At 61.1% G+C, this 19,877-nt stretch carries 16 protein-coding genes and 2 pseudogenes; 12 read left to right on the plus strand and 6 right to left on the minus strand.

Annotation, left to right across the window (positions count from 1 at the left end):
• The first annotated feature begins 19 nt into the window (after positions 1-19).
• Entirely contained in the window at positions 20-484 is a 465-nt protein-coding gene (locus tag DEIPE_RS18690) for a hypothetical protein (protein WP_015231152.1), read from the plus strand.
• 315 nt (positions 485-799) lie between these two features.
• Here the strand turns inward: DEIPE_RS18690 and DEIPE_RS18695 are convergent, their stop codons facing one another.
• Positions 800-1,702: a coiled-coil domain-containing protein gene (locus DEIPE_RS18695; protein ID WP_015231153.1), complete on the minus strand. Its 903-nt coding sequence runs from the start codon at positions 1,700-1,702 to the stop codon at positions 800-802.
• Between the two features lie 629 nt (positions 1,703-2,331).
• On the opposite strand from DEIPE_RS18695, the gene DEIPE_RS18700 reads away from it, so the two are divergent.
• Entirely contained in the window at positions 2,332-3,102 is a 771-nt protein-coding gene (locus tag DEIPE_RS18700; protein ID WP_015231154.1) for a ParA family protein, read from the plus strand.
• On the plus strand, positions 3,092-4,075 hold the full coding sequence (locus DEIPE_RS18705; protein WP_015231155.1) for a ParB/RepB/Spo0J family partition protein: 984 nt from the start codon (positions 3,092-3,094) through the stop codon (positions 4,073-4,075). Before DEIPE_RS18700 ends, DEIPE_RS18705 begins: the two co-directional genes overlap by 11 nt.
• A gap of 406 nt (positions 4,076-4,481) precedes the next feature.
• On the opposite strand, the pseudogene DEIPE_RS24735 reads toward DEIPE_RS18705, so the two are convergent.
• Positions 4,482-4,736, minus strand: a pseudogene (locus DEIPE_RS24735) (PxKF domain-containing protein); the annotation flags it as partial.
• 201 nt (positions 4,737-4,937) lie between these two features.
• Here DEIPE_RS24735 and DEIPE_RS22555 point away from each other — a divergent pair.
• Positions 4,938-5,960: an Ig-like domain-containing protein gene (locus DEIPE_RS22555; protein ID WP_015231157.1), complete on the plus strand. Its 1,023-nt coding sequence runs from the start codon at positions 4,938-4,940 to the stop codon at positions 5,958-5,960.
• A 310-nt stretch (positions 5,961-6,270) separates the two neighbouring features.
• On the opposite strand, the gene DEIPE_RS18715 is transcribed toward DEIPE_RS22555, so the two are convergent.
• Positions 6,271-6,771, minus strand: a complete 501-nt coding sequence (locus DEIPE_RS18715) for a PH domain-containing protein (protein WP_157449079.1) — start codon at positions 6,769-6,771, stop codon at positions 6,271-6,273.
• A gap of 577 nt (positions 6,772-7,348) precedes the next feature.
• Here DEIPE_RS18715 and DEIPE_RS18720 point away from each other — a divergent pair.
• From DEIPE_RS18720 to DEIPE_RS18730, 3 genes are all read left to right on the plus strand, one after another.
• Positions 7,349-7,894 (plus strand): hypothetical protein, encoded by a 546-nt coding sequence (locus DEIPE_RS18720; RefSeq protein WP_015231159.1) that lies wholly within the window; start codon positions 7,349-7,351, stop codon positions 7,892-7,894.
• 171 nt (positions 7,895-8,065) lie between these two features.
• Complete coding sequence (locus tag DEIPE_RS18725; RefSeq protein ID WP_015231160.1) at positions 8,066-8,341, plus strand: hypothetical protein; 276 nt, start codon at positions 8,066-8,068, stop codon at positions 8,339-8,341.
• A 471-nt stretch (positions 8,342-8,812) separates the two neighbouring features.
• Positions 8,813-9,382 (plus strand): dienelactone hydrolase family protein, encoded by a 570-nt coding sequence (locus DEIPE_RS18730; protein ID WP_015231161.1) that lies wholly within the window; start codon positions 8,813-8,815, stop codon positions 9,380-9,382.
• Positions 9,383-10,011: 629 nt separating this feature from the next.
• Here the strand turns inward: DEIPE_RS18730 and DEIPE_RS18735 are convergent.
• Entirely contained in the window at positions 10,012-11,421 is a 1,410-nt protein-coding gene (locus tag DEIPE_RS18735; RefSeq protein ID WP_015231162.1) for a replication initiator protein A, read from the minus strand.
• Between the two features lie 1,311 nt (positions 11,422-12,732).
• On the opposite strand from DEIPE_RS18735, the gene DEIPE_RS18745 reads away from it, so the two are divergent.
• Positions 12,733-13,737, plus strand: a complete 1,005-nt coding sequence (locus DEIPE_RS18745; RefSeq protein ID WP_015231164.1) for a transposase — start codon at positions 12,733-12,735, stop codon at positions 13,735-13,737.
• 126 nt (positions 13,738-13,863) lie between these two features.
• Positions 13,864-14,658, plus strand: a complete 795-nt coding sequence (locus tag DEIPE_RS18750) for a helicase, type I site-specific restriction-modification system restriction subunit (protein ID WP_015231165.1) — start codon at positions 13,864-13,866, stop codon at positions 14,656-14,658.
• Here the strand turns inward: DEIPE_RS18750 and DEIPE_RS23280 are convergent.
• Positions 14,601-15,755: pseudogene (locus DEIPE_RS23280) on the minus strand (IS3 family transposase). The gene DEIPE_RS18750 and the pseudogene DEIPE_RS23280 sit on opposite strands and share 58 nt — an antisense overlap.
• 224 nt (positions 15,756-15,979) lie before the next feature.
• On the opposite strand from DEIPE_RS23280, the gene DEIPE_RS18765 reads away from it, so the two are divergent.
• Positions 15,980-16,876 carry a zinc-dependent alcohol dehydrogenase gene (locus DEIPE_RS18765; protein ID WP_015231167.1) on the plus strand — a complete coding sequence of 299 codons (897 nt, stop codon included), beginning with the start codon at positions 15,980-15,982 and terminating at the stop codon, positions 16,874-16,876.
• 68 nt (positions 16,877-16,944) lie between these two features.
• On the opposite strand, the gene DEIPE_RS18770 is transcribed toward DEIPE_RS18765, so the two are convergent.
• The gene (locus tag DEIPE_RS18770) at positions 16,945-17,682 is read right to left on the minus strand and encodes a hypothetical protein (protein WP_157449080.1); all 738 of its coding nucleotides are present in this window, start codon (positions 17,680-17,682) and stop codon (positions 16,945-16,947) included.
• A gap of 464 nt (positions 17,683-18,146) precedes the next feature.
• Here DEIPE_RS18770 and DEIPE_RS18775 point away from each other — a divergent pair, with 464 nt between their 5' ends.
• Complete coding sequence (locus DEIPE_RS18775) at positions 18,147-19,097, plus strand: ABC transporter substrate-binding protein (protein ID WP_015231169.1); 951 nt, start codon at positions 18,147-18,149, stop codon at positions 19,095-19,097.
• Positions 19,098-19,099: 2 nt separating this feature from the next.
• Positions 19,100-19,762 (plus strand): (2Fe-2S)-binding protein, encoded by a 663-nt coding sequence (locus DEIPE_RS18780; protein ID WP_015231170.1) that lies wholly within the window; start codon positions 19,100-19,102, stop codon positions 19,760-19,762.
• Positions 19,763-19,877 lie beyond the last annotated feature (115 nt).

Consider the following 19,877-nt stretch of genomic DNA (forward strand, 5'->3'; position numbering starts at 1 on the left):
CGAGACGCCGGAGGGCAGCATGATCAAGACTGGAAGAGCCGCGTTGGCCGGCGTGTTGGGAGCCGCAGCCATGGAAGCGCTCGCATTCGTGGCGCACCAGTCGAAGGTCAGTGCGCTGAGCATGTCCCGCTATGAAGGCAGCATCGTCACGGGCCGAACCGATGGCGTGGGCAGTCGGGCAGCGGGTATTGGTGCGCACGTGTTGCTCTCCACGCTGATTGCCTTGCCGTACGCGGCGGTACTGGAACGCTCCCGGTCCCGTACGAACACTGTGGGCGCGCAGCTGGGCCTGGTGCACTGGCTGGTCGCCGGCTTGGCCCTGCCAGGCTTGGACGCTCTGAATTCGACCGTGCGAGACGGACAGACACCACGGCTGAGAACTTTTGCCAGAGGGTACGGGCGAGGGAGCGTGGTGATGTTCCTCCTCGGACACCTGCTGTACGGCGTCGTCGTGACGCGCACCTATCAGTCCAAAGCGCGCTGAGTGCACCTGGTGATGGTTTATACGGGAACCTCGAGGGCAGCGGCCCATGCGAGGAACGCGTCGCGGAAAACGCCGAACTCACACCATGAGAGGTGGGCTCAGTGTTCACGAACCGGCATCATCGAGGATCAGGAGAGGTGCTGTCGCGTCAGGCAGAGCACAGTGTTCTGGTGGAGGCGGCGCTTGGGGGAGTGCACGCACTTGCCACCTCACCAGCAAAAGCAGCGTCAGCCGACACCGCTGGAATTCATCAACGCACGCAACGCCGAATACGGCCTCGTTCCTGTAGAGCGGGGAATGCGGTTCCCATGGGCCTTACTGATCCGATCCGTCGGGGCGGTGAATCTCCTCGGCACGCTGAATCAGTTCATGGTCGTGATTATGCTGCGCTTCGAGCTGCTCACGGAGGCGCGCGATCTTCTCCTGGGTCTTGCGGGCAGCCGCCTCCAGCTCGGCGGTGTGTGCCCGGGACGCTTCCAGTTGCCCTTCCATCCGGGTGATCGTGTGCGCGTCCCGTGCCGCGTTCGCTTCCAGCCCGGCAATGTGGGCCCGGGCCGCTGCGTCCTCGCATTCCAGCTGTTCCCTCTGCGCGGCATACGTGATGCCGCTGGCCTCCAGGGCCCGAATACGCTCCAGGGCGTCTTGACCGAGTCGGGTGAGCTCCAGGATCTCCCCTTCGACCTGCTCCCGGTCCGTTCGCAGCAGTTGCGTCTGTGCTTCCGCGCTCATCCGGCTGAGGGTGTCGATCTGCTGAACAGTGCTGGCTTCATGAAGCGCGAGCTTGATCAGCCCGTCCAGATCCGCCGCCTGTCGCTGCACCACCTGGCTCAGGTTGCGCAGCAGGTGCGCGCTGATGTCCTCGACCGGTGTTCCGCAAATCTCGGCCATGGTGCGCTGGATCGCTTCACGTAAGCGGTGAGCGGTCTCCAGCTGCGCCCGCGAGGCCTGCACGATGTTCTCCAGGGCGGTGACTTGCGTTCCGGCAGCATGGTGAAGGTCCGCCGGAGGGAGGGCGTGCAGTTGTTCCAAGGTGGACTTCATCACCTGGCGAAGGGAGTGGGTGAATTCGATCTGCTCACGTCCGGCGCTGATGAGCTGTTCCAGTGTGTCTCGCTGGGCGAAGCCGGCCGCACCGACGTGCTCGCGCGCTGCACTGAAGGCAGCGCGTTCGGTGGCAGATCGGGAGTCGCGGCGAGCTTCGTCGGGTGCGTCCGGCATGGCTTGCAGTCTAGCGTGCCGGAGGAGGCAGCAGCATTGACGGCGTATTGATCTCTGAAGAACTTTTCGCCCTCGGTGCATGTTGGTATCGGTGCAATGTACGGCTGTCCTGCCGCCGCAGGGTTCGGGTGTGCGCTGAGAATTGCCGCCTCAGCCGAATTCGGAACTGACCGCGTGGCCCTGGTCCCAAAAGAGAAGTTACTTTCTCCACGATCCGGGTGGTCCATGCACCGGTCGTGGTCGCCATGCCTCGCCCGCCGGTCACGATGGACGACACTGAGACTTTCCAGGGTGAACACCAGCGCGCGGTCGGCTGTGGTGAGTGACGTTGCCCCCGGTTCGAGATCCAGGCATACCACTCAAAATCGGGTGAGGCGACCGGGCAGCAGCTTCAGGTGCGGATGGTGCCGTCCACGCTGCTCGCTTTGCTGTGCGCTCAGGACTTCCCTCTCCCTCCCGGCTTCACGGTTGACCTTGTAGGCCCAGGCGAATTACCGGGCCTTCCATCGAGACGTTATCTCTTGTGCCTGTCGCTCTGCGCCGCATCGAGGGCATGTTCGGTAGGATGAATCCATGTTGAGACGAGAAGCGCTGAGAACCGCCCACCGGCCTCAACTCCAGGAGGAGCAGTGAGGACCCTAGTTTTCTTCAATCACGCGGGAGGTGTTTCGAAAACCTCGTCGACGCGCGATATCGGTTACACCCTGGCCCGCGATCATCAACTGCGTGTGTTGCTGATCGACGTCGATCCGCAGGCCAACCTGTCAAGCTGGTTGGGAGTGCCGCAGGTGCCGGACGAGCGCACCGTGCTGGGAACCCTGCTGCGCGATGAACCCCTGCCCGAACCGTACGCGGTCCACGGTTTACGGCTGATTGCCAGCAACCTGTGGCTGGCGTCCGCCGAGGCCCAGCTGCCCGGCGTGGTCGGGGGTTTCGCGCACCTTCGTCAGCAGGTCCGCCGGCTGCACGACCAGTACGACCTGGTGCTGATCGACTCTCCCCCATCGCTCGGTCAGCTGTCGCTCGCGGCGGCCGTGGCGGCCGACGGTCTGGTCGTGCCGGTACCGACGACCCACAAAGGCGTCGGCGGCATCGCGGGCGTCTTGAAAATGATTGAGACGTACCGCAAACTCAATCCCGGCCTGCACGTGGCGTGGTACCTGCCAACGCAGCACAATCCTCATACGCTGCACCACCGCGAAGCGTTGGCCTGGATGCAAGGCAACCTTTCCCCGCTGGGCAGCCCAATCAGTTACCGTCCGGCGATCTATCCGGACGCGCACGCCCAGAGCCTGCCGGTGGGCGCCTACCAGCCGGGCAGTCCGGCCGACCTGGAGGTCAAACGCGCGACGACCGAACTGCTGGCTGCATTGGACCTGGGGGTCGTGCATGGCCAGTAAACCGGGAGGGATTCCCCGCAAACGTCCGCCGACTAAGGACAAGAACGCCGGCCTGGAAAAGGACGGGGCACCTGCCCGCCGGACCCGACGTGCTCCGGTGTCAGCCGCCTTGAGCACCGTGGTGACCCGCGATCAGCTCGAAGCGGCCAAACCCGCCCGGGGCGCAACGCGGCAGATGCGGGTCGACGACCTGCGCCCCAGCCCCCATCAGCCTCGGCGGCACATGGACGCTGCAGCGCTCGAATCGCTGGCGGCGAGCATCAAGGCGCAAGGAGTGCTTCAACCCCTGCTGGTCCGCGAAACGCCCCGCGGACCAGAAATCGTCGCCGGAGAGCGCCGCTGGCGGGCTGCCACACTGGCTGGTCTCCAGACGGTACCCGTCGAGGTGCGCGAACTGAGCGACGAGCAGGTGGCCGTGGCGGCAGCCGTGGAGAATCTGCAGCGCGAAGATCTCTCGGTGATCGACGAGGTCGATGCCACGGTGACCATCATCGGGCACCGGCTGGGGCTCACCCGTGCGCAGGTGCCCGGCGTGCTCAACGCTTTACAGTACAAGCCGGAAAGCAACCCTGGGCAGGTTCAGGAACTCGAGGAGCTGTTCCGGGAGCTTGGTGGCAGTTGGCTCAGTTTCACGAAAAACCGCCTGCGCATCCTGGGGTGGCCAGAACCGGTGCTGAACGCCATTCGCGAGCACCAGCTTGGCTACAGCCTGGCGGGAATTGTCGCCGCCGCCCCGCAGGAACACCGCGCGGCCCTGCTGGAGATGGCTCTTGGGGGCGCCAGCCAAGCCAGGCTGCGAACCGAGCTGACCCGGCTCAAGAGTTCTACTTTTCAAAAAGTAGATGCGTTTGCCCGGGTGGAAAAGATGAGCAAGACTCTGGGAAACCGCCGCCGTTTCGAGGCCCTCGATCCACAAAAACGGCAGCGCCTGGAGCAATTGATGCGCGAGATCGACGAGCTGTACCACCTCTAAATGTGTTGATCGTACAGGAAGCAGGCGGTCGCCGATCCCTGAAGTACACGGGTAATCTCAGCACCCCTGGGCTTCAGGGCCCCGCACAGGGGTGACACCGCATTGAAATCCAGCGCCTGGGTGTCGACCTGCTCGCCAGCTTGCAAGGCGCCTTCAGCGGAGATGCGCATGTGGCTTCTCGTGCGGCGCCCCTGGAGTTGGTGATCAAGTCGAACTTCAGCACCCGTCCGTGGCCGTTCACCCGCCAGCCATCGCTGTTCGTGGAGATGTACCCCAGGATACCCGGCAGACGACGTGCTTCTTGCACATTGAAATCGAAGGCGGGGAGGTCTTTGAAAGGTTTTGTCCTGAGGCCAGAGCTCCCGTTGCTGAGCTGCGGGTGAGATCTCGGGCCTCGACGTGCTGATCAGCGGTGCAACTCGAAAAGTGTAGCCTGGTCGGAGCCGTCACGGAACTTCATCGCCAGTTTCAGGCAGGTGTTCTGGCTGACCTTGCTGGTCTTCCAGGTGTAGGTGTACTGACCGGACGGTGGGTCAAAGGTCAGGCTGCTGCTGGAGGCTGACACGGTCTCCTCGACTGCACTGCTGGTTGTCGCACTCGAGCAGGCAATCGGCAGCACCTTCGGGTAGTTCGCTGCAAAGACCTTCGGGCCCTTGTCGCCCCCGAGCTTGAATTACACCGGCACAGCCGAGCCGCCCTTCACGATGTTCAGCACTGTGTTGTCGACTGGGATGAAGAATCCGCAGAAGTCGAGATTTTCTTCCACCGCCAGTGTGGCGCAAAGAACGGTGCCCGCTCCCTGAGCGCCAAAGCGTACGACGCGGCAGGTAATGTCGGTACCAGCGTCAGTGTCAGCTTCAACGTGAACATTTCCGCTCGCACCAAGTCGGTTCCACCGACGGTGAGCCTCAGCGCGCCCGTATCGACCGTCACCGCTGCCCGCGAAGTGCTGCTCACCGCCAGGGCCATAGACGCCAGCGGCATCGACCGGGCGGAATTCTACCAGAACAGCAAGTACGTACATCAGGAGACTCAGGCGCCGTACGATCACCACATCGATTTCGCAAGCTCACGCCAGAACGGCGTACACCAGTTTGAAGCACGCGCGTACGACAAGGTCGGGAACGTCAAGACCAGCGAAGCGATCACCATCACCGTGAACATCCCGCTCCCACCGGACACCGTGAAACCCACCGTGACCCTCACGGCAGGTCCGGCGCAAGTGAGCGCGCCCGGGACGGTGAATCTCAAAGCGGACGCCCAAGATGACCGCAAAGTCACCATGGTGAAGTTCTACAAAGGCGAGATGCTCATCGCGATTGACGAGGACGCCCCCTTCGAAGTGAACGCCACGGTTACGGCGGCGGATGCTGGAACGGTGGCGTTTAGTGCCGTCGCGATTGACGAAGCGGGAAACGAAGGCGCCGGTGCAGCCAAGACGGTCACACCCACCCCGATTGATGGCATTGACACCAATTCTTTCCGTGGTGACTGGTGGTACCAGGTCCGTGAAGTGAGTGACGGTGACGATTACGACGGGTACGTGACCTGGACAGGTGTGGCCGTCATGGGGGATAGCAGTACGGTCATCACCGGGGATGCCTTCAGCTGCTCCGGCGGTGACAAGACCGCCTGCACCGCAGATGGGGACGCGATCCTCACGTACAACCGCAAGAGCATTGTTTTGAAATTCAACCACATGATGTCATCGTGCGATCTCTTGCCGCCTCACGAGTGCACGTCAGTCTACGCACAATGGATGGAAGCGGAGGATACCGACGCCATGTTCGCCGAAGCGAATGGTGTGACGCACATCGACGGCCAGGCAATGGTGCTGAAAAGGAAGGAGTTAGACTTCGGTCAATTCGCCATGCGTTCGCCGTGATAAACGGAGGCCACAACACCAGGGCTGACCCCGGGGTCAGCCCTGGTGTTCCATGTCAACTTCAGCCGACTATTTTGGGGTCTCCAGAAACCAGTCGCGTCTGGGACGCATCCCTGCGTTTCAGTTCCGCGGGCCTCGCCCAGGCTCTGGTCCAGGTCGGATCCCTCGATTCAGGCTACCTCAGCCTGCCGCCCGGCGAGCGGCCCGCAGTGTTCCGGCCTCTGGTCGAACACCGCCGGCATCACAGTGCTGCCGAACCGTCGTGCCATGTCAGCAAAACGCCGGGGTGGCATGAATGACGGCCATATCGTCACAGGTTTGACTCGACCTGAACTCCTCGTTCCGCCAGGGCATGCAGGAAGGAAGGCGCATTCGCGGGAGATACGAAGAATGGCGCTTTTCCGTGCCCGAACAGCAACACCCCCTGATTCGGGTTGCTCGTTACCGCCTGAACGCCCGTGACGCCGAGCGCGTCACCTCGCAAGCGAAAATGTCCGCTCAGGTAGCCCGGCAACCCCATCCCGAACGTCCGTGTGCCAAGCTGGCCCGCGGTCAGCCGAGCCTTCAGACCACGCAGGGGAATGCGTTGCACCCCCGACAAACACTGAATCATCAGGGCGTCCCGCGTGAGGGTGTACTTCAAACGCCGTGGAGCCAACCACAGGACGGCGGTGATGACGGCTGCCTCAACCAGATGCAGCAGGCTGAGGGTCACCTTTCCTGCGACCGGCAGGTCTGCCTTCGGAAGGAGCGCCACCAGCAGCAACAAAACAGGGACCAGCCAGACCAGCCATGAAAACACGGTGCTCACTGGACGTGCGACCGCAATTACTACTGGTTCAGAAAGTCCATCCTTGATTTCTTCAGAGGTATGAATCGAATTCACGGTCGGTGCCTCCTGCTTCTTGTGCACGTAGGATTGCCGTCAGCCCTGCCATCCGTACCGACGAGGAATATCAAGGGAAAGCCTGGGAGTCGCACGGACAACCTGACTCATCTCACTTCCATATACGCGCGGAACGCACTGGCGTTCCCATCTTCCCGCTCGGCACGACGCGCGGCTGCACGCGATGGCCTTGATCAGACACGAAACACCAGAATCAAACGTATGGACAGGACAGGCACCAAACTGAGGGCGCAGGGTGTCTGGCACGCGGAACAGGGCGACGGGCACCGAGGTGGGCTGCACGCGGGGAAACGTTCCGTGGTGCCGCACCCGCTCTTGAGGATCTTGCCTCAAATCCTCGGGTCCCGAGCAGGGTGAGTCATCAACGCCCACAAGCGCTGTCACGCTTGCGTGCCTTTGTGATGAAACCTGAACTCTGCTGCCAGGGTCTTCTCCTGTGCGTTGCGTATGTTGAGCATGGGAAGACGAAAGGAGCTTGACGATGTTTGAAGAACTCTTCGGAAACTCAGGCCGCAACGAGCGCTTCGCGCGCGCGCAAAACAACCACAACGACGTGGACCCGCATGAGGCTGCCGAGTACGTCGGTCAGTTCATGCAGCAGGCGCCGCCGGAAACGCAACAACAGGTCCTTCAGCAATACATTGCACAACTCGATCCCCGCCAGCGTCAGGCGCTCGCGCAAGCCATGATCCAGCACAACGGCACTCCAGTACAGAACGTCCGTGACGACGATGACGACGACATGATTCAAGCTTTTCAGCGTTCCGGTCAGTCCCTGACGGGCCAGCAGGGCAACCGTCCAGGGCAGGGGCTCGGGGAGCTCTTCGGTATGTTCGGCGGCATGATGGGTGGCGCGGGCGCTCAACAAGGCGGTTTCGGCCAGCAGCAAAGCCCGATGGGTGGCTTCGGCCAGCCACAACAAGGCGCTTCGGGCGGGTTGGGTCAGTTGCTGGAGAATCCCATGGCGCGCGCAGGATTGGTCAGTCTTGCGGCGATGATCGGCTCCAAGATGATGAACCGACGCTGAAACACCGTGTTGACGACGAGAAGCAAATCGCTGCCCCTCGTCTTCCTGGGTTCTCATACTCGCCGGACGGTCCGCCCGGCAAATCACCCGTGTGCTCCAGAACTGATTCGTCAAGGTCCGCGCAAGGTGAGTCATGGGTCTGGACTCCACTTGCTTTCTAGAATCGGCCGCATGGAGACTGAACAACTCAAAAAGCAGCTGCAACGCTGGAAACTCGGTGCGCTTCTCGCCCTTGCGTTTGCGGTCGGGCAGATGTCCGCGCAGTACTTCGGCGTGGCGAGTGCACAGCGCAGCGTCACCAAAGTGCAGCTGGACACCAGCAACTGCGACTTCGGCGTGTTGACCAGCAGCAGCCCGGAGCGTATTCCGGCAGGTTCGATGCTCGCGCAGGTGATCCGGCAAGGCGCGGTTCAGAACACCGCCTGGGTCTACAACACCTGCCGGTAACAGGTTTCCGATCACCACTGCGGCATCAAGGGCAGTCAGATTCCCTTGATGCCGCTCCCTTGCACTTTCCGCACGGCACCCGAAAGCTTCGCGTACGCCTGCCTTCGCGTCAGGGTGATGGTTTGGTCAGCAAAGCTGACCCGTGCTCGGCGTATGCGAAGGGCGGCCCCTGGGGTCCCCGCTCGCTAGACTGACGGTGATGCCGAGCTCCGCTGATGAACCTCACGGTGTTTGCCGGAGGCCCTGCTGGAAACAAGTGTGCCATTCGGGCCACATGACCCTGGATCAGGCGCGGCACTCCATACCCGAACATGCAGGAGCGGAGCCCGAACGTCCCGTGGCGCACCCTGCCTCCCCTTCACAACGCTGAGTCAGGGAAGGCGCGCACCGCCGGCCGCACTTCAGGGCAGCCATCCGTCGCTCCGTCAATGCGTCATAGAATGACGGCAATTCGCGTTACGCTACAGGCGTATGGCTGATATCCTTTTGTTCCATCACGCCCAAGGTCAAACCTCCGGTTTTCTCGCATTCGCCGATGAACTCCGGCAGGCCGGACACGTGGTCCATACGCCCGACCTCTACCATGGCCGAACTTTCGACACCCTCGAAGCCGGCATTGCCTTCGCGAAGGAACTCGGGTTTGACTGTATCGTTGCAAACGGCGTGCGCGCAGCGGACAATCTGCCTCCTGAGCTGATCTACGCTGGATTCTCGCTCGGGGTCATGCCCGCACAGAAACTGGCTCAGATGCGCCCAGGTGCGCGGGGAGCGCTGCTGTTCCATGCCTGTTTGCCAATCTCGGAATTCGGAGAGGCGTGGCCAAGAGACCTCCCAGCCCAAGTGCACGCGATGGAAGCCGACCCCTTTTTCGAGGAAGACCACGAGGCGGCCAAATCGCTCGTCGAGTCGACCGCTCAGGCGGAACTGTTCCTGTATCCGGGAAATCAGCACTTGTTCACGGACAGCAGCTTGCCCTCGTACGATGCAGGCGCCGCCTCACTCGTTATGCGACGTGTGGTGGCGTTCTTGAAACAGTGCTGAATACGAACTGCGCTTCGATGTCCGACCTCGAGCGCGCCAAGGTACGCGCCGACGCGATCACAGCGTGCAACAGCAAATCCTGAAGGTCACTCAGATGCAGAAGAAACATGGACAACCCGCGACATCCGTGTTTCTTCTGTCGGCCGTCGAGCCGTGCTTCCTGAAAGTCGCCTGTGACACACGTCCAACTGAACGTAACCGCTGGGCGTTCCGTCGCAAGTTCGACCCCGGCTGTCCGCAGCCGTCACGTAGTGCGGCTCACCTCCAGCCTTCTCCGCGACTGCCACACGAACAGAGTGAGGACACCCCACGCCGGTGAAGGCCAAAGATTGGTTTGTACCTCCGCGCGCGGCGCCTGGGGGAATCAGGTGCAGTTCGCGGCCGCACGAGCCCGGCAGGATACCGCCACCTGACGCAGGTCCGGGGCGGTTTCACGACTGCAGACCGGAACCAGAGGGGGACGTCCGCGAGGGCCAGAACATCCTCGCGGACGCCAAGTGTGCCCCATTTCAGCACGGCAGCGCTGAATACCAGCGCCCGTTCACGTCGGCTCCAGTGACCCATCACCATTTCCGACCCATGCCTTGTGCCATCACCCTGTCGGCACTGCCGAAAAACGGCAACACCGGTCATCCAAAGCGCTGCGCGTACACGCTGAGTTCCTGCGAAAGATCCTGCAGCTGCATGTTCATCGCCGCCTGGGTCGTACGTTTCACCAGATCAGCAGCGTCCAGCTCCCCGTTCACGATGGCGCTGCGCAGGGCCGCCAGAGTGGAGGTCGAAAGCCGCCTGCCAAACAACGCGGAGACGGTCTTGAGTGCTTCTTCCGCCTGGTCCTCCAGTGGAAGTTGCCGCCAGGCCCGCTCTCGTTGCTGGTCTTCCTCAGCGATCTTCGCTTCGAGACCCCGGGTCTGCTCGGCACGTTGCACTTCGAGCTCGGCCCGTCGGTCCTGACTGACAAAACCCTGTGGATCGGCATACTTTTCCTGGTCGTCTCGGATGATGTCAACCAGTAATGCCGCTTTGCTCCGCGCCTGATACCCTGACGCCACAATCGCATCGAATTTTGTGATTCGCTCGGTGATGCGTGCCTGACCATATTCATCGACGAGTTTCCGTGCCACTCCGGGCGCAACGCCGTGGCGGACGAGCTTGCCGACCAACTCTGGGTCAGCGACCTTCAAGGTGGTCTGGCGGGTAAATTCGTACCGCACGGATTGCTTTTCGCCTCGCCCGTCATAGTCGACGCGGCGAAGGTAACCTCGCTCGATCAGTTCCGCATGCGCGCCTTCCAGCGTACGGCGGATCTTCGCGGGTTTCTTGTCAACGATCTTGCAGGCGTCCGCCCATTCGATGATATTGACGTGGTACGTGGTAGCAGGGTCGTGTTCAGCGTCCGGCTGGTAACGCTGCGCGTCGAGCAAGCGGTACAGCGCACGGGTCAGCGGTCGCTCCAAACTCGCCAGGAACTGCAGGTTGAGGGGTTTGATGTACTGCGCGCGCACGGACTTGACAATCTCCTGCGCCAGGGTGAGGCGCAGGACACTTCCTCCCGACAGGTTCAGCCGATCGTTGTCGCTGGTGTACTCCAGCCGTTCGATGTAGCGAAAGCGCACGGTAGTCCAGCGGCCACCCGCACGCCAGGCCTCACTGGCGGTGTAGGTGGCCGTAGAGAGGCGGTCAAGGGATTCCTTGAGGGCTTTGTAGTAGTAACCGCTGGTATCCAGGCCGGTGACCTTGAGCACCTGATACGCGCTGGTGTCAAACGTTCCATTATCCGGGCTGCCAGCCTCGAGGTACAGGGTGATGAGCGCCAGGCTGATGTCATTGTCGAGTCCGTGCGGAACACCACCGTGCCGGGGGAGTGCGTCGCATGACAGGCGCGCCGGTCGACCGTCAACGACGAACTCGATAGCCCAGGTATTGTGCCCAACAGGAACGCGCTCCTGAATCGAGATCAATCCAAGACGAGCGACATTCGCCTCGTCGTAGCGTTTCAGTTCAGTGCTTTCGGGTGTGGCCGGACGTTTTCGTGGCATGCCGTTGCTTTGAATTGTACTGGTGATGTTGACTTCTTGTTGGATGTTCTTTTATTTGTATTTGAATACTTGATGTCAACATCAAGCAGAATCACGGGACGCCCTCTGGAGCGTCTGACCAAGGATGTTTTGGCCCAAGTCTTCCGATACGTTTGGCCCAAGTCTTCCGATACTTCGTGGCCCTCTCGGCCCAAGTCTTCCGATGCACCACATGTTTTGGCCCAAGTCTTCCGATACGTTTGGCCCAAGTATACCGATAGTCCCGGCCCAAGTCTTCCGATAGCTTCGGCCCAAGTCTTCCGTGTCTACTTCGTCCTGGGGCGAGCAAACGGCCCAAGTCTTCCGTGTCTGCTTCGTCCTGGGGCGAGCAAACGGCCCAAGTCTTCCGATGTGACGCTGGAGAGAAGTACGAGGACGGAAACGGCCCGATTTTACGGAGCGGAGTGGGCAATTCGGCCCAAGTCTTCCGTGTCTACTCCGAGTGCACGATTGCATTTGGGCCAAGTCTTCCGATATGCCCGGCAGTGGTCGTTCGGTAGTGTTCGCGAGGGTCCCAGCGTGACTTGCTGGCGCATCAAGCAGGTTGTTTTCGCAATGAACAGCGTTTTGGGTGGAATGGCACTGGTTTGTCCCAGCCTGATCGCGCGTTAGATAGAAGCAGTGGCCGGGCATTTTCGGCGACCCGTCTACACAATGGCCCAAGTCTTCCGATATACCATTCCTGTTACCCCCTTGGCAGACATCACCGATGACCGAGGTGAGCAGGGTCAATTCCTGTCCGCCTTCACCTGCGTTGATGAACGTGCCGGGAGCATGCGCCCCCACCGAATTGACGTTACTCACAGGTTGAAGCCCAGCCGCTTCACTTCGGCAACACGGAAGCAACATCGGCCAGATCCTGGTCTTGCTCGGGTTTGGTGGAGGGGGAGTTGAGTCTCGTCCAGAATGGGGACTGAGATGCCAAGACAAAGTGTCACGCATAGCGCGGAGTTCAAGCAGGAGGCCGTCCGGCTGGTCCTCACCAGCGGGAAGAGCTGTGCCGAAGTGGCCGCGACCTCGAGATCGCCGATTACTACCTGCTGGTCCGTTGGAAGCGACAGCGTGAGGCGCGCGAAGCGTCAGGGAAACCCAGCTTCACCGGCCGGGGTGTTCCAGCGCGCTCCGCGCAGGAGCTCCGCAGGGCTCAGCTCGAACGCGACCTCGAAATTGCGTGTCAGGAGCGTGACGTGCTGAAAAAAGCCGTGGCCTTCTTTGCCAAGGAAAGGACTTTGCTGGCGAATTCGAAGGTGTTGGGGAGGTGCAAGATGAGGCATGAGCCTGCACCCCGAACCAGTCAACGATATTCCTGAGCTTACCCAACAGGTCGCACACGCCTGCTTCCCCAAGCCGACGGCGCCCATGCTCATCCGTAACGAACTGGGCACGCTCTTTGCTGACCCTGACTTCGCCGCCCTCTACGCGGTGCGTGGCCAGCCCGCACTCAGCCCCTGGCGCTTGATGTTCGTCACGGCCTTGCAGTTCCTGGAAAATCTCACTGACCGACAGGCTGCCAACGCCGTGCGGAGCCGCATCGACTGGAAGTATGCGCTCGGGCTCGAACTGACAGACACCGGCTTCGACGCCTCAGTGCTCAGCGAGTTCCGAACCCGATTGGTCACGGGAGAGGTCGAGGAGTTCGCCCTCAATCGCCTGTTGGAGCTGTGCCAGGCCCGCAACCTGTTGCGAGCCGGAGGCAAGCAGCGCACAGACTCTACTCACGTGCTGGGTGCCGTGCGGCAGCTCAACCGGCTGGAATTGCTCGGCGAGACGGTACGCGCCGCCCTCAACGAACTTGCTGAGTACGATGGCGCATGGTTGCGCACAATTGTGGCGCCAGAGTGGCTTGACCGATACGCCCACCGGGTAGAGGACTACCGCTTGCCACGCGCCGAAGTCCAGCGCAATGCCTACCTTCAGCAAGCGACCGAGGACGGCTACGCGCTGCTCGCAGCACTCAACACCCACCCAAGGCGGGCTGAGGTGCTGGCCTTACCGTTGGTCGCCGTGTTGCAGCAAGTGTGGGACCAACAGTGCCGACACACGCGGAAGGGTGTTCGTCCCAAACGCCTCGACGAACTTCCTCCAGGTGCAGCGCGCATCGAAAGTCCGTACGACCCGGCAGCGCGCTACTCCATCAAGCGCCAGACCCGCTGGACGGGCTTCAAGGTTCATGTGAGCGAGTCATGCGACGACGAAAGGCCTCACCTGGTAACGAGTGTGGCGACCCTCAGTACCGGACAGGTTGAGCTGGGTGCTGTGCAGCACAGGAAAATCTAAAAGAACCAGGGGAAGCTGTGGAGGATGAACTCACGGCTTCCCGGCTCGCCGCACACGAGCCTCGCTCAGCTCCTTGCGCAACACCTTCCAGGTCTACGCAGCGACCAACGACAACGCTTCGCCGACATGCTGCTCGCCACCATCCAGGCCCAGCATGTCAGTCACCGAAAGCTCGCCCAGCACCTCCCTGGACACGCCCAGCCTGAAAGCAAAGAAAAGCGGGTGGCTCGCTTCTTCGCCTCAGAAGCCCTGACGCAAACTGAGGTCGCTCAGCTGATCCTGTCGCTCGTTGGCTCCAAGCGGGTCACCCTGATCATGGACCGAACAAACTGGCGTTTCGGGCAGTGCGAGCACAACATTCTGGTCATCGCTGTCCTTTACGCTGGCTACGCGATACCCCTGGTGTGGGACCTCCTTGAACATGGTGGGGCCAGCTCAACCAGCACGCGCATCGCTTTACTGGACCGCCTGCTTCAATTCGTACCTCGAAAGCGTGTTCGGGTCTTCCTGGCTGACCGTGAGTTTGTTGGAGCGCAGTGGTTTGCCGCCCTGAAAAAACGCCGGATCAGACGGTGTATCAGGATTCGAGATGACACATTACTGGACGACGTACCCGTGCGAGAAGCATTTACAGACCTCAAGCAGGGGCAGCTTCGGGGAGTCGTCGAACGCGAGCCGGTATACGGAACGCCCATGCAGGTCGTGGCCACTCTTTCACCTGCGGGGGAGCGAGTGGTCATCGCCTCTGACCTGTCTCTGTTCGACACCTTGGCCGAGTATCGGAAGCGATTTTCGATTGAGTGCACGTTCGTGAGGTTCACCCAATTGCTGGTCCAGAAGGAACTTCCAAAACAGACTGTACTTCAGCCCGCCGTCCGGCGGGCAAACTCCCATGGTGACAAGTTGCCAAGCGAGCTGTGAGGCCGCACGGAGTTGTACTCCCGGCGCCATACCCCGATAACGAACCGAGCCTGAGGCAAGCTCACGAACCAGTGGGTGTTGAGGCATTCATCCCGAAACCGACCGTTGAAACTCTCCACGAACGCATTCTGCACAGGCTTTCCCGGCGCGATGAAGTGCAGCTTAACGCCCTGCTCGTGTGCCCCAACGGGACGGGCGAAGCCCGACCCTCGTCCATTGATCCAAAGCCTTGCTGATGAACTCCGGACCGTTGTCGCTGACGATCACCTGCGGCTTGCCCCGCTCGGCCACCACCGAGCTGAGAAGCTGCGCCACTTTCTCGCCCGTGATCGACACATCCGCGTGGCACACCAAGCACTCCCGCGTAAAGTCATCGACTACGTTGAACACGCGAAACCGCTGCCCATTGGCAAGCTTGTCCGTCACGAAGTCCATGCTCAATCGTTGATTTGCACCCGTGGGCTTCTCGCTTGGAACACGGCCCTCAGCGACCACGCGCTTTCTACCTTTTCTGCGTACCGCTCACCCCTCAGCGCGATACACGCGGTACACCCGTTTGTGGTTCACCAGTTCGCCCTGACGTCGCAGCAACACGTGCAATCGCCGGTAACCGTACCGAGGCCGCTGAGCCGCCAGCTCCCCAGGCTGGTCGGCGAGGCGGCAGTCGTCCTTGCACCCCTGGTAACGGTGTGTGGATCGCCCAAATCCAAATACGCGCAGGGCGCGCCGTTCGCTGACTTTGAACACGGCCTGGTAGTGCCGCACCACGTTCCGCCGCTGAGCGGGTGCTACCACCGACTGGCCGAGCTTCGCTCGGCCTTCGGCCTCTTTCCCAGCGCGTCCTTGAGCATGGCGTTGTCAAGCGCCATATCTGCTACGAGCTTCTTGAGGCGGGCATTTTCATCCTCCAAGTACTTGAGACGCTTCATCTCGTCTGGTTGCATGCCGCTGTACTTGTTGCGCCAGAAGTAGATGGTCTTGGTGCTGATGCCGTAGGTGCGCCCGACCTCGGACACGCTCTTGCCGCCCTCGATGAGGTTGAGGATTTCGAGGATCTTCTCCTCACTGTATTTCTGCTGTGTTCTCGTCTTCGTCATACGACCTCCCGAACTGTAATTCGGAAGTGCCTTTGGACCAGTTTCCTGGGAGCATGTCAGTGGTGCCCCCTATCTTCGGGCTTATTCCCACCTACCAAACGCGTTGATGACCATTCCTAAACTCGCTCGGGTCGTTGGACGCGTATTCATTTGGCTGATTCCAGGCTGGTGTTGTCCGACCTGCGGTCATTGTTCAGCCCCGGCCGGTTAGTCAGACTGAACCCATGCACGCTCAAGTACTGCGGCTATACGGGCCACGGAAGCTGCAATGGGATGTTCAGCCGAGGGTTGAACTCCAGCCCGGCCAGGTCCGCTTTACGACGAAGCTCAGCGCAATCAGCGTCGCCTCGGAGTTGAGCTTGATCGAAAACCACGACTCCAATGCTTCCCCTCGTGCTGTCGGGTATCAAACGCTTGGTTGCGTCACTGAAATCAGCGAGGGTGTTCCCATCCCACCAGGGACAAGGATCGTCACGACGCTTGGTCACGTCAGCGAGGGGGTGGTGACGTACGAACGGTGTGTTGTCGTACCAGACGACGTACCTGACCGCGTGGCGCTCGCAGCCATTCTGGGCGAAGAGACGCATAAAGGCATCCGGAAAATCATGCCGCAAACGCATGACCGAATTTTGGTTGCTGGTGCGGGGCTGCTCGGTTTGTTGACCATCTTCAACTTGACCCGTCGTGGAGCAGCTGACGTGACTGCGATCGAGCCAGATGCCGAGCGGCGACAGCTTGCCGAACAGTTTGGTGTCGTAGTCGTTGCCCCTGGAGAACTTGGAAATCAGGAGTTCGACGCCGGGTTTGAGTGCAGTGCCAGTCCGGATGGGTTCGTGGAGTTGCTGTCGTCCTTGCGGCCTCACGGGCGGGCGTGTGTGCTCAGCGACGGAAACTGGGGCAGTTTGGTGTTGCCTCGCGCTTTTCACGACCGGGAACTTTTGGTTGTCGCATCCAGTGACGGTGAGGACTACCGGACCTATGCCGAGTGGTTGTGGCAGCATCCGGAGCCTCTCCTGACAAGGGTATTCGAGTCCTCGGTTGCGCCTGCCGATCTGGTGAACACTTTTGATCGGCTGCGTGTACTGCCTCGGCCCGTGTCCGTCGTAGTCGATTGGACGTGAGCGCATTGACGCCTCACCCCGCCTGCGTCAAGAAAACTCCGTTGAGACGACGCAAAGAAGTGGAAAGGCTAAAAGTACTTCCAGACTTCCCCGTCTGGCCGACCGGACCGGACGGTGCTCGACATCAGCGTCAACGAACTCTCCACAATCTCCTGAGTCATGGCGCTCCAGCCCTTCGGAATTCGCGCGTCAAACGTCATGTTGTACGTGTAACCGTCCCTGACACAACGCTCCGATCCACTCAGTGTGGTTGCTTCAGTCGCATAGGTCCACAACGCCATCTGCTGGGCCCCACCCGATGCCTCGCCGTACAGTCGGACGTTCCCTGACACAGACTCCTCTTGCACGTCGTACACTTCCAGGTTCGAAGTAAAAAACACGCGTGACGTAGCATTGCTGGACTTGAGCGTATAGGTGCAGTCGGGATTGGCGGGCATGGCGTTGAAGTCTTTCAGGTAAGGCTGAAGTTGCTGCGCGCTGGGCAGCGGGAGATTGAACTGACCGTTGGTCTGCACGACTGCTAAGGTCAACTGAAGGTTCATGTCAACGTCGAGGAATACCCGACGTGTCCGGCCTGGGTAAGCAACCCAGTCAACGATCGTCCCGCTCAGGGCTGTCATATTGCTCACTTCTTCCGGGGGCGTGGAAGGATCGGTGGTTTCAACTGGCGCTTTGGTTTCACCGGGTGTGGTGGTATTGGGTACGCTGGCACCACAGGCGAATAAGGAAAGCGTCATGAGGGTCAGAAATGCGAATCGAGCGGATGGCATATCAGCATCACGGTAGCAATCATTGCTGTACTCCATAAGCGCAAGTCACGCATACATCGGTGCTGCGTTCGCTTGTTCCGTACTACCTGGACGACAAGAAAAAGTGGCAGAGTCCAGATAGAAGCGGTCCGGTAACCTCGTCAGCCCTGAGCACGGCAAGGTAGGCCCATGCTCCTGACCGATCAGCAGTGGAACGTGTTCGAACCCCTCTTTCGCTCGCCACCACGCCGTACGATGGGCGAGGCCGACCTTGGTGTCTGTGCCCGGTGCGAACGTTTCAGTGCGCTTGAGAACACGCGACCATGGCAGGATTGGCACCGTAGCGGCGATGAGGTCGCCCGAATCAACGCGCCGCGACGCAGGGCGGTGAAGGCTGCACCTTCGGCCTTCGTCCAGGATGGGGCCTCACTTGATTCCCCAGGTGTAGTCCGCTACCGTAATCCCGATTAGTCCAATCGGAATAGTGATAGCAATTGATTCCACTGGCTACAAGGAGCCCCATGAACACCAAACGCGCCATCGTCCCGCTCGCCATCCTGACCCTCACAGCCACGCTCGCCCACGCCCAGTCAAACAAGACCATTATGGTTCAGCACGATGAAGGCACCACCAAAGCCCCGGTCCAACCTAAACGCGTCATCGTCCTCGACGAGGAAAGCCTCGAACTCGCCCTCGCCCTCGGCTTCGACATCATCGGACTCGGCAGCGGACGCCTCGCCCCCACTGACGTGAGCGGCACACGCATCAACTTCGAAGCACTCAAGCAGGGTTTCCTCGCCCGCCGTGACCTCACAGGCGTCACCTATACCGGCAACTGGACCGCCCCGAACCTCGAAACCATCCTCGCGCTCAAACCCGAACTGATCCTCCGCAGCACCTGGAACGGCAACACCGGCTACGACAAGCTCAGCGCCATCGCCCCCACCTTGTCGTTCAATCAGAACAAACCCGACTTCTGGAAAACGTCCCTTCGGGAAACCGCCAAGGTGTTCGGCCAGCAGGACAAAGCCGAGCAAATCATCCAGAACGTCGCACTCGAACACCAAAAGAACAAAGACAAACTCCAGCAGGCCGGCATCTTCAAAAAGTACCCGAAAGCCGTGGTGCTCTCCCCTTTCCCATCCGGTGAGGTGTACCTCTACACCGGGGACCGCGTCGCGAACATCGCTTGGGAGCTTGGCTTCAAGGACGGCTACCCCAGAGGCACCAAGGTCGACCCGGGCGGCTGGCAGGTCATCTCGCAAGAAGCCTTGCTGCAAATCACTCCTGACACCCTCGTCATCAACGTTCCCTGGGGCGACGGGAACGCCTTCAGCAAGTCCAGCGTCGGGCAACGCCTCAAGGACCGAACCATCACCTACCAGATGGAGCCCTTCAGCCCCTGGACCGGCCCCCTGGTCGACCAGAAAGTCTCACGCGACCTGACCAGCAGCATCCTCAAACAGTTCTGATCGTGAACACCGCAAAGCTGCTGATTGAACTGAACGCGCGCCAGCTGTACCTGAACGTACAGCCCACGGTGGCAGGACGAACACTCGATGAGTGCGTCGCGTCCTGGCCGTCGTGGCGGGCGCGTCTGCTGGCCCTGCGTCCTCAGCACCGCCCCGCGACCGCGGATGTCCTGCTGCTCAACGCCCTCTTCTGGCCGGTGAGCATGCTCCACCTCGCCACGGCCTTCATCCACGGCTTCCACGTCCAAGGCGAGGTGCGACTGGACTGGCCGCATGACGAACCACGGCCATTCGGCCAGCTGAACCTCATCACCACCACGTTGGTGCAATCCGGTGACCCACTCGGCCACGCAACCGGTCAGATTTTTCGTGCGAGCCAAGCCGTCACGCCCGCCACCCAACTTCGCGAACGCCTTGTAGTCCACGTCGCCTGTGACCGCGCCGTGCAGGCCCTGCTGGTCCTCGGCCAGGCAACCGGGCAGCCTGAACGAGCGGCCGAATGGGCGACGCGCCTCACGGAGGAGTGGCCAGTCCCTCACCGGACCCGCGTCCGCCAGGAAGAAGACGGAAACGTGATGGTGCGCTCCTCGTGCTGCTACCACTACCTCGACTTTGAACGCTGCGGCAACTGCCCTGCTGACCAAACCACAGCCCCGCCGGCCTGATGCCACGCCGACACGACTGGAAGGTGGATGAGTTGCCCAGACCGAACAAGACGCCGACATCCCACACCCGTATCCCTCAGCGCTCCGGTGTTCAGGAATTGCGCGGCCGCCCGTC

The sequence above is a fragment of the Deinococcus peraridilitoris DSM 19664 genome (assembly GCF_000317835.1).
In the GTDB taxonomy this organism is placed as follows: domain Bacteria; phylum Deinococcota; class Deinococci; order Deinococcales; family Deinococcaceae; genus Deinococcus_A; species Deinococcus_A peraridilitoris.

Excerpts from the sequence above, each read along its gene's own strand:
- DEIPE_RS18690 (WP_015231152.1), top strand. The coding sequence starts at position 20 with ATGATCAAGACTGGAAGAGCCGCGTTGGCCGGCGTGTTGGGAGCCGCA.
- DEIPE_RS18775 (WP_015231169.1), top strand. The coding sequence starts at position 18,147 with ATGAACACCAAACGCGCCATCGTCCCGCTCGCCATCCTGACCCTCACA.
- DEIPE_RS18770 (WP_157449080.1), bottom strand. The coding sequence starts at position 17,682 with ATGGAGTACAGCAATGATTGCTACCGTGATGCTGATATGCCATCCGCT.
- DEIPE_RS18735 (WP_015231162.1), bottom strand. The coding sequence starts at position 11,421 with ATGCCACGAAAACGTCCGGCCACACCCGAAAGCACTGAACTGAAACGC.
- DEIPE_RS18725 (WP_015231160.1), top strand. The coding sequence starts at position 8,066 with ATGGAGACTGAACAACTCAAAAAGCAGCTGCAACGCTGGAAACTCGGT.
- DEIPE_RS18705 (WP_015231155.1), top strand. The coding sequence starts at position 3,092 with ATGGCCAGTAAACCGGGAGGGATTCCCCGCAAACGTCCGCCGACTAAG.
- DEIPE_RS18720 (WP_015231159.1), top strand. The coding sequence starts at position 7,349 with ATGTTTGAAGAACTCTTCGGAAACTCAGGCCGCAACGAGCGCTTCGCG.
- DEIPE_RS18765 (WP_015231167.1), top strand. The coding sequence starts at position 15,980 with ATGCACGCTCAAGTACTGCGGCTATACGGGCCACGGAAGCTGCAATGG.
- DEIPE_RS18745 (WP_015231164.1), top strand. The coding sequence starts at position 12,733 with ATGAGCCTGCACCCCGAACCAGTCAACGATATTCCTGAGCTTACCCAA.
- DEIPE_RS18750 (WP_015231165.1), top strand. The coding sequence starts at position 13,864 with ATGCTGCTCGCCACCATCCAGGCCCAGCATGTCAGTCACCGAAAGCTC.
- DEIPE_RS18695 (WP_015231153.1), bottom strand. The coding sequence starts at position 1,702 with ATGCCGGACGCACCCGACGAAGCTCGCCGCGACTCCCGATCTGCCACC.
- DEIPE_RS18730 (WP_015231161.1), top strand. The coding sequence starts at position 8,813 with ATGGCTGATATCCTTTTGTTCCATCACGCCCAAGGTCAAACCTCCGGT.